The sequence below is a fragment of the Arthrobacter sp. SO5 genome (genome assembly GCF_020532805.1).
Taxonomy (GTDB): domain Bacteria; phylum Actinomycetota; class Actinomycetes; order Actinomycetales; family Micrococcaceae; genus Arthrobacter.
On record NZ_MQTQ01000068.1, the window covers coordinates 43,226 to 55,361 of the forward strand.

Consider the following 12,136-nt stretch of genomic DNA (forward strand, 5'->3'; position numbering starts at 1 on the left):
CGTTCCTGGTCTGGGGTGTGTCGGTGGTGATGAGTGCCTCCATCTCCACAACGATCCAGTCCCTCGTTGGCGCCTCGGAGCGCGAAGTCACCGCGGTGGGTTTCCAGTTGCTGCTGGCAGCCGTTCCCCTCGTGGTGTCCGTGCTGTGGCTGGCCTTCATCATCCGCTGCGCCTGGTTCCTCCGCCGGCTGCGCGGCTGGAAACAGGAACCGGCGCGGACCCGGGTGCCCAAGAAGTTTCTGCGCAGCAGGCCTCGGCTGCGCCGCGTGGTGCTGGCGTTTGCCCATCCAGGGCTCCTGCTCGTCGCGGGCCTCGGCACGTCCGTCCTGGCCCTTCTGCTGGGCGCGGTCGAGCTGACCCTCTCCGTGTTGCCGTAGCCCGGCCTCAGCCCGGCCGCAGCCCCGGCCGCAGCCGTGCAGCCGGTCTCCGGCGCTGACCACAGCCGGAGGGGTGAATCTGGCACAATGCAGGCGTAGTGTTGATTCATGAGCTGCAATGTTGGAGCGCGGTCCCTGTGACCCGCAAATGGCTGCGCTGGGTGCCCGCTGTGGCCGTCCCCGCGATGATTGCCGCCGGAGTGCTGGTGGGTTCCCTACCCGCGAGCGCCGGTGATCCCCTGCCGGCCAAGACGCCGCAGCAGGTGCTGCTGATGATCGCCCAGCACAACGAAAAGTCCCTCTCAGGAACCCTGGAGCAGACCTCGGACATCGGCCTGCCGCAACTTCCCAAGACGGGGCCGGGCGGAGTGTCCTCCGACGCGGCCTGGCTGGAACTCCTCACGGGACCGCATACCGCCCGGGTCTACCTCGACGGGCCCGACAACGCCCGCGTGCAGGTCCTGGACAAGATGGCGGAACGCAACGCCGTCCGGCGCGGCAACGAGCTCTGGTTCTACAACTCCAAGGACAACACCGCAGCCCACACCCAGCTGCCCGCCGGTGCGGGTGACCACCACAAGGCCGCCGCCGGTCCCGTGCCGACCCCCGAGGATCTCGCTGCCAGGCTGCTGGCCACCCTCGACGCGACCACCGACGTGAGCGTCGGCACTGACGTCCAGGTCGCCGGCCGGGCCGCGTACAACCTGGTCCTGACCCCGAAGTCCGCGGTCACCCTGGTGGATTCCATCGCGATCTCCGTCGACGGCACGAGCGGACTGCCCCTCGGCGTCGAGCTGAATGCGCGAGGACAGGCTGAACCTGCCTTCAAGGTGGCTTTCACGAGCCTTACGCTGCAGGCCCCCGATGCCGCCATGTTCGCATTCACCCCGCCGGCCGGGGCCACCGTGACGGAGATTCCGGCTCCGGAGCGTAAGGCCAACGCCACGCCGCCGTCGGGCACGGCTCCGGAGGCGAAGGGCGCGAAACGGCCCACCGTTACCGGAACCGGCTGGGAGTCGGTACTGGAGTTCCCGGCTGGTGCGGCAGCAATGCCCGGCACGGCTGCCGGCCAGGCCCCGATGCCCGACCCCGCGGCGGGTAATCCGGCGCAGGCCGATCCCGCCCTGCCCGGCGGCCCGATGACCGGAGCGGCGTCGCTGCTTGAGCAGGCAGCCGTTGCGGTCCCCGGCGGCCGCCTCATCTCCACGTCGCTGGTGAACGTGTTGATCCTCGACGACGGGCGGATGTTCGCCGGCGCCGTTCCCCTCGCGCGGCTTCAGGCTGCCGCCGGGCTCGGATGACACCCGGTGCGGGCCATGGCGAGCCCGGAATGACTGCCGGGTGACCGCCGTCGCGCACACAACTGAACTGAGCATCGAGACCACCGGTCTCAGCAAACGCTTCGGCCGCCAACTGGCCGTCGACGGCATCGATCTGGCAGTGCCCACCGGCTCGGTCTTCGGATTCCTGGGCCCCAACGGCTCGGGTAAGACCACCACCATCAGGCTCATGCTCGGCCTGTCCGCGGCCACCGCCGGCTCCGTGCGGCTTTTGGGCCGCGAAATGCCCCGGCACCTGCACGAGGTGTTGCCCCGGGTGGGGGCCCTCGTGGAGGGCCCGGCGTTCTATCCGTTCCTGTCCGGCGCCGCCAACCTGCACCGTTTCGACGCAGCGGACCCTCATGTTCCGGCCGCCACGCGGAAGGCACGCGTCCGCGACGCCCTCGACCGGGTGGGCCTGAGCCACGCCGCGGACAAGAAGGTGCGGGCCTACTCGCTGGGCATGAAGCAGCGGCTTGGCATCGCCAATGCCCTGCTGGCCCCCCGCGAACTCCTGGTCCTGGACGAACCGACTAACGGCCTGGATCCGCAGGGCACCCGGGAAGTCCGCAGCCTGGTGCGCTCACTGGCCGAGGACGGCGTCACCGTTTTTGTGTCCAGCCACCTGCTGGCCGAGGTGGAGCAGATCTGCACCCACGCGGCCATCATGAGCGCCGGCCGGCTGGTGGCCCAGGGGACCCTCGCTGAGCTGCGCCAGGCCGGCCAGGCGCGGCTTCGGGTGCTGACGCCCGACGCCGGAGCCGCCGCCCAGGTCCTGGTGGGCTTGGGGCTGACGGTCGACGGCGCTACGCCGGCCGGCCGCTCCCGGCCCACCGGCGACGGTCCGGCCAGAGACGCGTCGGGCAGCGACGGCGACGTGCTGTATGCGCCCCTTCGCGCAGGTTCGGGCGACGGCGGCGTCCCCCCGGAGGCAGTGGTCGCGGCCCTGGTCGCGGCCGGGGTCCGGGTCCGGGGCTTCGCTACCGAGCAGGTCAGCCTTGAGGAGCGCTTCGTGGCGCTGACGGGGGAGGGGTTCGACGTTGTCCAGTGAAACCCCCGGCGCGAGTGCTGCAGCCCCGGCCGCCGACGCACCTGCCACACCTCCGGGGAAACCCTCCGGCGGGCCCCGTGCCGTCCGGCGCACCTGGGGCGGGGGGCTGTTCGCCTCGGAACTGGGCGTGCTGTTCCGCCGCCGCCGGACCTGGGCCATGCTGGGTACCCTGGCCGCCATTCCCATCCTGATTGCCGTAGCCGTGCGGGTGTCCTCCGCCGTGCCCGCCGGACGCGGCCCGGCGTTCCTGGACCGGATCACGCAGAACGGACTGTTCGTTGGCGTCACGGCGATGCTCGTGTCCGTTCCGCTGTTCCTGCCGCTTACCGTAGGGGTCGTAGCGGGGGACACCGTGGCCGGCGAGGCCGGGCTCGGGACCCTGCGGTACCTGCTCGTGGCGCCCGCGGGCAGGGTCCGGCTCCTGCTCGTCAAGTACGGCGGCGCCGCGGTGTTCGCCGTCGTGGCCCCGCTCGTGGTGGCGCTGGTCGGTGCCGGGATCGGGGCGTCGCTGTTCCCGGTGGGTCCGGTGACCCTGCTCTCCGGTGACGCCATCGGGGCGGGGGAGGCGCTGCTGCGGCTGCTCCTGATCGCCGCCTACCTGGCCGTCTCCCTGTTGGGGCTCTCGGCGATCGGGCTGTTTATGTCAACACTTACGGATGTTCCGGTGGGAGCGATGGCCTCCACCGTGGTGCTCTCCGTCGTCTCGCAGGTCCTCGACGCCCTGCCGCAGCTGGAGTGGCTGCACCCGTGGCTGTTCAGCCACTACTGGCTGGACTTCGCCGATCTGCTCCGCCAGCCCGTCGCCTGGGATTCATTTGCCACCAACGCCGTGCTCCAGGCCGGCTACGTAGCGGTCTTCGGGGCGCTCGCCTACGGCCGGTTCGTCACGAAGGACGTGCTCTCCTAGGCCCCCCTGCCGCGGGAATTTCAGTACCGGGCGGCCACGGGGTGCAGCTGCATCGCGGCCATGGCGGCCAGATCCGTCACCGTGATGCCGGCGTCCGTGTTGAGCGCCTGGACCACGCGCCCGCCGCCGAGGTAGATCGCCACATGGTAGAAACCCGGTGCCGAGCCCCAGACCAGCAGGTCGCCCGGCTGCGCCTGGGAAAGCGGCACGTGCACGGGCGCCTGGGCGAACTGCTGGGCCGCGGTGCGGGGCAGGTATTTTCCGGCTGCCGCGAAGGCGTTCTGCACCAGGCCCGAGCAGTCAAAACCCTGGGCCCCTGTTCCGCCGTACTGGTAGAAGTAGGGCGCGCCGGTCTTGCCCAGCGCCACCGAAATGGCCGTCTGGTTGGAGCCGCCCGGGGCGGGCGCAGGAGCGGGAACGACGGGACGGGGAGCGGGAACGACGGGCGCCGGCGCGGGAACGACTGGCTCGGGGCCGCGCAGAACAGGCGCAGGAGCTGGAGCGGGAGCGACGGGCGCCGGAACGGGCGCGGCCGCCGGGTCTGCCGGGGCCGCCCGGGCAACCGGCGGCACCGGCGCGGCGGGCGCTGGAGCCGGTTGGTTTCCCGGGCCCGGCTGCCCGGCCGGAAGTTGCCCCGCGGCGGCCGTCACCGCAGCCAGCCGGTCCCGCTGGCGCTGGCGGTCCAGGGCGTCCACGCGGGCAGACTCCAGGTCGGCGGTGGTGTTCTTCAGGCTGGCGAGCTGGTCAACAAGTGCGGTGCGCTGAACCTTGGCCTCGGAAACTGCGGTCCGCTGGGCATCGCTGGCCCGCTCGGCGTCAAGCTTGCGGTCCTCAGCCGTGCTGGCGGCGTCATCGGCGGCGCGGTTGGCCTCGGCGGCGGCAGCCGTCAGCGAATCCGCGGCGGCCGCGGCGGTTTCCGCGGACTGGAAAGCCCGGGTGCGGCCCGCCGTCACGGCTTCGAGCGTGGCAGCCTGCTGCAGCGGGTCGCCTCCGCCGCTGACGAGGCCGCTCAGCGCCGGATTGAGTCCGCCATTGCGGTACAGCTCGCCGGCGAGCTGGCCGATCTGCCTGCGCGTCCTCTGCTGTTCGGCGCCGGCGGCGGCAGCCCTGGCGGCGGCGACGGCCGCTGCGTCCTGCCGGAGCCGGAGTTCCACGAGGGCATCCCCGTACGAGTTGTTCGCCTGCAGGGTCGCCGCCAGGCTGGCCTCCTGCGTGGCGGAGGCGTCCGCGAGGAGCCGGTCGATCACAGTGACCTGCGCCGCCGTCGCGCTTTCACTGGACCTGGCTGCCGCAATCTCAGCCGGGGAAGGAATCTCGGGGGACGCCGGCCGCTGGACCGACGGGGCCGGTGACAGCGGCGCCGCCTGAGCCGGCAGGGCCGGCCCTGCCAGGAGCACGACGGCGGCGCAGAGCACGGCTGTCTTGTGGCCGGATCCGGTCCAAATCATGGGAAAACCTCGCTGCGGTGTCGGGCTGGTGCGGGCGAGGTATGTCTTGGCGCGTGGAAACGCCCCCTGCTGATCCCCCAGCAGGGTCGAGGCTACGTGCCAAATGTCACTTTGGCAACAATGATCCCATTAGTAACATAAACAACAACAGTGTCATTTCGTCACAAGTCGGCCCGGCGTGTCGCCGGCGGCCGCCGGATCAGGCGTGCTGGTGCGCCTCGTGCTCGGCGTGGGTTGCAGGTTCCAGCTGGAAGGTGCAGTGCTCGGTGTCGAAGTGCGAGCCCAGGCAGCTGACAAGCTTGTCCAGCATCCGGTCCGCGCCGCGCGCGCCGAGCGCCCCGTCCTCCACCACCACATGCGCGGAGAATACCGGCACCCCTGACGTGATGGTCCAGATGTGGATGTCGTGCACCGACACCACCCCTTCCACCGCCAGGATGTGTTCGCGGATCAGTTGCACGTCCACCCCCTTGGGGGTGGCCTCCAGCAGGACATCCACCACGTCCCGGAGCAGATGCCAGGCCCGGGGCAGGATCATGAACGCGATGACGATCGAGGCGATGGTGTCCGCATCCGCGTATCCGGTGATCATCATGACGACGGCCGCCGCAATGACGGCGAAGGACCCGAGAAGATCGCCCAGGACCTCGAGGTAGGCGCCGCGGACATTGAGGCTGTCCTTCTGTGCGCCGCGCAGGATCAACAGCGAGACCAGGTTGGCGGCGGCACCGAGGACGGCGGCGAAGAGCATCACGTCGGTATGCACCTCGGGTGCCGAGCCGAGCCGCCGGATGGCCTCGGTGAAGATGACCACCGAGATGACAATCAGGACCAGCGCGTTCGCGAGCGCCGCGAGCACCTCGGCACGCTGCAACCCGTAGGTGCGCTGGTCGCTCGCCGGCCGCGCGGCGATCCAGGCGGCGAGCAGGGCGATCGAGACGCCGGCGGCGTCGGAAAGCATGTGCCCGGCGTCGGCCAGCAGCGCGAGGGAACCGGACACCACCGCACCAACGATCTGGACCAGCACGACGGCGAGGGTGATGCCCAGGACGGCGACGAGCCGTTTGCGGTGCTTGGCAGTGCCTGTGGCAGTGGCCGATATGCCGTGCGAGTGGCTGTGGTGGTGTCCCATGCCTAAAGGCTAGCCCCAGCCGAGCTCGTGCAGGCGGTCGTCGCTGATGCCGAAGTGGTGCGCGATCTCGTGCACCACCGTGACCGTGACTTCATCGATCACGTCCTCGAGCGATTCGCAGATGGCCAGGATCGGCTTGCGGTAGATGGTGATCCGGTCCGGGAGCGAGCCGGCATCCCACCAGGAGTCCCGTTCGGTCAGCGGTACGCCCTCGTACAGGCCCAACAGGACGGTGTCAGGGTCCTCGCCGGGCTGCGGCGTGTAGTCGTCCTCGATAAACACAGCCACGTTGTCCATGGTCTTCGCCAGCTCCGGCGGGATCCGGTCCAGGGCGTCGGTGACAGCGGCCTCGAAGTCAGATTCAGACATCGGGAACGGGTCCGGATCTCCGCCGTTGTCCGGGTTGTCCGGGACGATCGGGAGGCCGGGCGGCAGCGAAGCGGGCATAGCTGAACTCTAGCGCTGAACCTAACGGGACCTGCGCCGCGTCAGCCCCACACCCACGAGGCAGATGGCGCCGCCGATCAGGCCCCAGATGGTGGGGATTTCGCCCAGCACCAGCCAGGAGATCAGGATGGTGGTGCCCGGCACCAGGTACGTGGTGGCGGCGAGGCGGCCGGCGTCGATCTGGGACAACGAATAGGCCCAGGTCGTAAACGCGATCGCCGTGGGGAAGACGCCGAGGTAGACCAGTCCCAGCGTGGCCGGAAGCGGGGCCGCCTGCAGCTCGGTGACCAGCTGTCCGCTGAACGGCAGGCAGCAGAGGGCGCCCACCACGATGCCGAACCAGGTGGCCTGGGCTGCGGGGAACTTCCGCAGCACGGGTTTTTGCACAATGACACTCACCGCGGCAAGGGCGGCGGCCAACAGGCAGAGCAGCACTCCGGCGACATCCGCCGTCGACCGCTGGCCCGAACCGAGTGCGATGACCGCAACCCCGCCGAACGCGACGAGGCTGCCGATGATCAGCCAGCGCGGGAAGCCCTCTTTCAGGACGATGCCGGCCATGACGGCGATCAAAATGGGGTTGACGTTGATCAGGAGCGCTGCCGTGCCGGCGTCGAGCAGGTGCTCTGCCGCATTCAGGGCGACGTTGTAGCCGCCGAACCACATCACGCCGTAAGCCAGGATGGGCCACCACTCGCGCCCCTTCGGCAACGCACGCAGTTTCGGCAGCACCACCAAGCCCAGAGCGACGGCGGCAATCGCCAGCCGCCCGAGGGTCAGCGCGCCGGGGGAGAAGCTGGGGCCAACGGCCCTGATCCCCACGAAGGCGGACGCCCAGAGCACCACGGTGACGACGACGGCGGCAATGCCAAGCCGGCTGAACTGGCCGGGCTGGAGGGGCTTTTTCGGGGAAACGGGGGCGGTGGACCGGGAGGGCACTTCGTGGGTGCTGTCCTGCGTGCTGTCGGGGTGCGGGGAGCCTGTTGCGGCGGTTGTTGCCATGGTGCAAATCTAGTCGGTCCCGCGGCCCGGCGGCTGGCGGAAATCGGTCACTTCTCGTCGAGTTCCTGCCATGGTTCGCGCATCCGCCCCCGCCCGCTCACCGGAGGGGGCGCGCGGCGGACTGGATTGCCGCCGCGACCGCGTCGAGGGCGGCCGATCCGTGCCGCCATTGCTGCCAGTGCAGCTGCACGTTTACGTGCGCGGCGGGGTCAAGGGCGACCAGTGAGTGGCGTGCCAGTTCGCCCGAGACTTCAATTTCCGGAAGTAGTCCCCACCCCATCCCCCAACGGATTGCGTCGCCGAACTCCTGGGCGGCCGGGACGTAGTGCCGTGGCGGCTGGAGTGCCTTGCGGCTGACTGTCCGCAGATACCTGTCCTGCAAGTCGTCCTTGCGGTCATAGACGATGACGGGGGCGGCGGCGAGCGTTTCCGACTTCGCCCCGCCGGGAAACCACCTTCCAGCGAAGTCCGGAGTGCAGACCGGCAGGTAGCGCATGACGCCCAGCCGCCGGGAGGAACAACCCGGCGCCGCCTTGGCCGTGGTGGTGATGGCCGCGGCTGCAGCGCCGCTGCGGAGGAGTTCCAGCGAGTAGTCCTGGTCCTCGCGCAGGATCTCCAGCTGGACCTTTCCCGCTACCGCAGCGAGGCCCCGCAGCGCCCAGGTGTGCAGGGAATCGCTGTTGATGACCAGGGTCAGCCGGACGCTGGAGGGCGGGGCGCCGGGCTGCAGCTCTGCGGCCAGGTCGGCGGAGAGCATGTCCAGTTGCCGGGCGAAGCGCACCACCGCGTGGCCGGACGAGGTCAGTTCAACGGGGCGGGTCCGCTTCAGCACCGGCCGGCCGACGGCCACCTCAAGGGCGCGGACACGCTGGCTCACCGCCGACGCCGTCACCGAGAGGTGGCCGGCGGCGGCCTCGAAGCTTCCGTGCGCCACGATGGCAGCCAGCGTCCGGGCCTGGTCCGGATGGATGTCGATCATTAGCTCATCTTATGTTGACCAAGAATTGTTAACTGGTCTCATGTTGGGATGCGCTCTAACGTGGCTTGTGTGATCCCCTCCCTTGTTTCGGGCCTGGCCAGCGGCCTGTCCCTCATTGTCGCCATCGGTGCCCAGAACGCTTTTGTTCTCCGGCAGGGGGTCCAGCGCTCGCACGTGGTGCTGGTTGTTGCCGTGTGCGCCCTGTCCGACCTCGTGCTGATCGTGCTGGGGGTGGCCGGGGTTGGCGTCCTCCTTGAGCGGGCGCCCGGCGTTCTCGAAGCCGTGCGCTGGGCGGGTGCGGCCTTCCTCCTGGCCTACGGGGCGATGGCCGCAGTGCGGGCCATCCGCGGAACACAGGCCTCCCTACCGGCGGCCGGGCCGAAGGGAACGTGGGCGGCCGCGCTGGGGACCTGCCTCGCGCTGACCTGGCTCAACCCGCACGTCTACCTGGACACCGTGCTGCTGCTGGGGTCCCTGGCCGGAACCCACGGCGCGGACGGGCGGTGGTGGTTTGCCGCCGGAGCCGGACTGGGCAGCGTCGCGTGGTTCGCCGCGCTCGGCACCGGCGCACGGTTCCTCGCGCCTGTATTCGCGAGGCCGGGCAGTTGGCGTGTCCTCGACGGCGGCGTCGCCCTGGTCATGGTCACGCTGGCTGTCATGCTCGTAACCTGAGCTCGTCAGAAGTTCCGCACGGCACTTCGCAACATCTTCACAAAGGAAACTTCCATGTACGTCCCCTCGCATTTCGCCGCCGGCCAGGGCGCCATAGCGGAGCTGCTCTCCAACCCCGGAGCAGCGAACCTGGTGACATCGACGGAGCGCGGACTGCTCGCGACGCTGCTGCCGTTCGTCTATGACCCGGACGCGGGCGATCGCGGGGCGCTGCTGGGCCACGTTGCCCGCAACAACGAGCAGTGGCTGTTGCCTGCTGCGGGCGAATCCCTGGTCATCATCCAGCGGCCCGATGCCTACATTTCGCCGACCTGGTACCCGTCGAAGGCCGAGCACGGCCGGGTAGTGCCGACGTGGAACTACACCACGGCGCACGTCTACGGCGAGCTCGTCATCCATGACGACCCGGCCTGGGTGGAGGACCTGGTCCGGCGGCTGACCGCATTGCATGAAGCATCCTCTGAACGGCCCTGGACCGTGGACGACGCGCCCGCCCGCTTCATCGCCGGCCAGCTGCGGGCAATTGTCGGCGTCGAACTTCGCATCACGCGGATTGAAGCGAAGCGAAAGCTCAGCCAGAACCGGTCAGCTGCCGACGTTGGCGGCGTCATCAGCGGCCTGCGCGCCAGGGGTGACCTGGAATCGGCAGGCGACGTCGAACAGGCGCAGCAGGATCAGGCCCGGCGGCCCTGAGCGCCGCCAAGGCGGGCTCCTGCCGATTTTGGATAATCCGGGGGTCTGCCCTTATAGTTTTATAGTCCAGTTCGGAGCAACTCGAAGGGACAAAAACGAACGGCTCCGGCCCTTTATTTTTGCCCCGATGAGCCAAATTGAGTCTTGGCCCCCATCGTCTAGCGGCCTAGGACACCGCCCTTTCACGGCGGCGGCACGGGTTCGAATCCCGTTGGGGGTACGCAAGGAACTGGTCAGGCCGGATGTGAAAGTCTGGTAGGCTAAAGGCCTTGAAAAATTGCGGTAGCGATACTGCAGACAAGAAATAAATAGCAAGGCCCTGTAGCGCAGTTGGTTAGCGCGCCGCCCTGTCACGGCGGAGGTCGCGGGTTCAAGTCCCGTCAGGGTCGCTCTGATTGCCAGAAGAAATTCCGGCTCTCATGGTGACATGTCACCTAGGCTCTGTAGCTCAGTTGGTAGAGCGTTCGACTGAAAATCGAAAGGTCACCGGATCGACGCCGGTCGGAGCCACCACTGGGAAGCATCAGTTCTTCTGGAACTGGTGCTTTTCTCTTTTAACGCCGGGCGACTTTACGCCGGGGACCGGTTTCCCGCCGGTCGCCCCGCCGATGACCCAAAATGGCCGCAAAGACGGCTTCAAAGCGGCCATTTCCGGCAACCGGGTGCGCGAAGGGGCCCGATACCCGCCACGGAAGCGCCGCGGCTCCCCGGGGTATCGGGCCCAGCCGGCAGGGCTAGACTCGCACGCTGGGGAAAGAACGCCACGACCGCCAGCAGCCCGAACGGGCCGGCGGTGCAATCTCAACCGGAAAAGTGAAGTCGACAACGTGATCTTGAAGAATATTGCACGCCCATTGACAGTGACTGCCCTCTTCGCCTCCCTGGCGCTGACCGCCTGCTCGGCGCCGGAAGCCAGCAGCGCGCCACCGTCCGCACCCGCCAGCCCCGCCTCGGCCTCCGCTACGCCGAGCCCCAGCAGGTCCTCCGGCCCGGACGGTGAATTCCCGACGGCGGCCGCGGCCTGCGCCATGATCTCCGAACAGGCCACGGGCGCAACCCTGCTGCCGCTCTCGGCCGCCCAAGGCAAGAGCGCCGAATTGGACAAGGCGAAAGCGGAGCTCGCCCGGACCGCCGAGATGGCGCCCGACAGTGTCAAGGCTGACTTCACCAAGCTCAGCCAGATGGCCGTCGCCGGGGTGAAGGATCAGACGGTCTTCTCCAGCGGCCAGCTCCAGGAGGCGATGGCCCCCGTGCAGGGCTGGCTGGCGGCGAACTGCACGTAGGGCGGTCCGCGGAACTCCGCGCCACCGGGGCGTCCCTGCCCTATTCAGCGGCGTTCCTCCGGCGGTAGCCTTGCCCTGCCAGGTGTCACCGGATTCCGTGAAGGGGCAAACGTGGGACACATCCCGTCGCAGGTACGCAGCCGTGGCTCGTTCGCGGCGGCGGCGCTCCTGGCCGTGGCCCTGGCGGCCTGTTCCGGTCCGGTGCCGGCGGGCCTGCCCTCGAGCACCGCTGGCGCGAACCCGGCAACCTCCAGCCCGGCAACCTCCAGCCAGCCGCCGTCGTCCACCGGTGCCAGCCCGGCCACCACCCCGGGCGGCGGCGAAGTCGGAGGCTTCGGCACCATTGCCGAGGCGTGCGGGGCCGTGAGCGCCACCGTGCTGTCCGTGCTGGTCCTGCCGATGGCGGCGGCCACCGGGAAAGACACTGCCGACGTCGAGAAGGCCAAGGAGGCGCTCGCGAACATGCAGGGGCGGGTGCCTGCCGAACTCAAGGACTCCTTCGACAAGCTGAAGTCCATCGCGGAGGACGCCGGGCAGGATTTTTCCCGGTTTAACACCGAGGAGTTCGATCAGCCCATCGCCCCGATCGATGCCTGGCTGCAGGCCAACTGCTGAGTCCGGCGGCCAGCAGAGCGCGCTGCGGCACCCGACTTTGTGGCATTCCCTGCGCTAACCTGCCACGTTGTCGGAAGCAGAGGCTAGGGTGGTCTCAAAGAGAAGGGGGAGTGCCTCATGGAGTACCAGGATCCTCAGCCCGTAGCGGGCCCAATTCCGCAGATGCCCGCCATCGCACCGTCAGGCAGCGGCGGGCGCACTGTGATTTCTG

The 12,136-nt window shown here is 69.2% G+C and carries 12 protein-coding genes, 3 tRNA genes and 1 pseudogene; 11 read left to right on the plus strand and 5 right to left on the minus strand.

Annotated features, from left to right (window positions below; all coding sequences use genetic code 11):
• From BJG92_RS12815 to BJG92_RS12830, 4 genes and pseudogenes are all read left to right on the plus strand, one after another.
• A pseudogene (locus BJG92_RS12815) lies at window positions 1–377 on the plus strand (hypothetical protein); the annotation flags it as partial.
• A gap of 137 nt (window positions 378–514) precedes the next feature.
• Window positions 515–1,678 (plus strand): hypothetical protein, encoded by a 1,164-nt coding sequence (locus tag BJG92_RS12820; protein ID WP_232084388.1) that lies wholly within the window; start codon window positions 515–517, stop codon window positions 1,676–1,678.
• Between the two features lie 40 nt (window positions 1,679–1,718).
• The gene (locus BJG92_RS12825; protein ID WP_232084389.1) at window positions 1,719–2,747 is read left to right on the plus strand and encodes an ABC transporter ATP-binding protein; all 1,029 of its coding nucleotides are present in this window, start codon (window positions 1,719–1,721) and stop codon (window positions 2,745–2,747) included.
• Complete coding sequence (locus BJG92_RS12830; RefSeq protein ID WP_374199794.1) at window positions 2,737–3,654, plus strand: ABC transporter permease; 918 nt, start codon at window positions 2,737–2,739, stop codon at window positions 3,652–3,654. Before BJG92_RS12825 ends, BJG92_RS12830 begins: the two co-directional genes overlap by 11 nt.
• Before the next feature lie 20 nt (window positions 3,655–3,674).
• Here BJG92_RS12830 and BJG92_RS12835 read toward each other — a convergent pair whose 3' ends face one another.
• From BJG92_RS12835 to BJG92_RS12855, 5 genes are all read right to left on the minus strand, one after another.
• Window positions 3,675–5,102 carry a C40 family peptidase gene (locus tag BJG92_RS12835; RefSeq protein ID WP_232084390.1) on the minus strand — a complete coding sequence of 476 codons (1,428 nt, stop codon included), beginning with the start codon at window positions 5,100–5,102 and terminating at the stop codon, window positions 3,675–3,677.
• A 199-nt stretch (window positions 5,103–5,301) separates the two neighbouring features.
• Window positions 5,302–6,234, minus strand: coding sequence for a cation diffusion facilitator family transporter (locus BJG92_RS12840; protein ID WP_232084391.1), 933 nt, complete (start codon window positions 6,232–6,234; stop codon window positions 5,302–5,304).
• A 9-nt stretch (window positions 6,235–6,243) separates the two neighbouring features.
• Window positions 6,244–6,681: a metallopeptidase family protein gene (locus tag BJG92_RS12845; protein ID WP_232084392.1), complete on the minus strand. Its 438-nt coding sequence runs from the start codon at window positions 6,679–6,681 to the stop codon at window positions 6,244–6,246.
• 21 nt (window positions 6,682–6,702) lie between these two features.
• Entirely contained in the window at window positions 6,703–7,683 is a 981-nt protein-coding gene (locus BJG92_RS12850) for a DMT family transporter (protein ID WP_232084393.1), read from the minus strand.
• A gap of 97 nt (window positions 7,684–7,780) precedes the next feature.
• On the minus strand, window positions 7,781–8,662 hold the full coding sequence (locus BJG92_RS12855; protein ID WP_232084394.1) for an ArgP/LysG family DNA-binding transcriptional regulator: 882 nt from the start codon (window positions 8,660–8,662) through the stop codon (window positions 7,781–7,783).
• A gap of 69 nt (window positions 8,663–8,731) precedes the next feature.
• On the opposite strand from BJG92_RS12855, the gene BJG92_RS12860 reads away from it, so the two are divergent.
• From BJG92_RS12860 to BJG92_RS12890, 7 genes are all read left to right on the plus strand, one after another.
• A complete protein-coding gene (locus BJG92_RS12860; protein ID WP_232084395.1) occupies window positions 8,732–9,334 on the plus strand; it encodes a LysE/ArgO family amino acid transporter in 603 nt (200 codons plus the stop codon).
• Between the two features lie 54 nt (window positions 9,335–9,388).
• A complete protein-coding gene (locus BJG92_RS12865) occupies window positions 9,389–10,027 on the plus strand; it encodes an FMN-binding negative transcriptional regulator (protein ID WP_232084396.1) in 639 nt (212 codons plus the stop codon).
• 147 nt (window positions 10,028–10,174) lie between these two features.
• Window positions 10,175–10,247: transfer RNA gene (locus tag BJG92_RS12870), tRNA-Glu, on the plus strand.
• Window positions 10,248–10,342: 95 nt separating this feature from the next.
• Window positions 10,343–10,416, plus strand: a tRNA-Asp gene (locus BJG92_RS12875).
• A gap of 48 nt (window positions 10,417–10,464) precedes the next feature.
• Window positions 10,465–10,540 (plus strand) — tRNA-Phe (locus tag BJG92_RS12880).
• Window positions 10,541–10,860: 320 nt separating this feature from the next.
• Window positions 10,861–11,310, plus strand: a complete 450-nt coding sequence (locus tag BJG92_RS12885) for a hypothetical protein (RefSeq protein ID WP_232084397.1) — start codon at window positions 10,861–10,863, stop codon at window positions 11,308–11,310.
• Window positions 11,311–11,421: 111 nt separating this feature from the next.
• A complete protein-coding gene (locus tag BJG92_RS12890) occupies window positions 11,422–11,925 on the plus strand; it encodes a hypothetical protein (protein WP_232084398.1) in 504 nt (167 codons plus the stop codon).
• The last annotated feature ends 211 nt before the right edge of the window (window positions 11,926–12,136 follow it).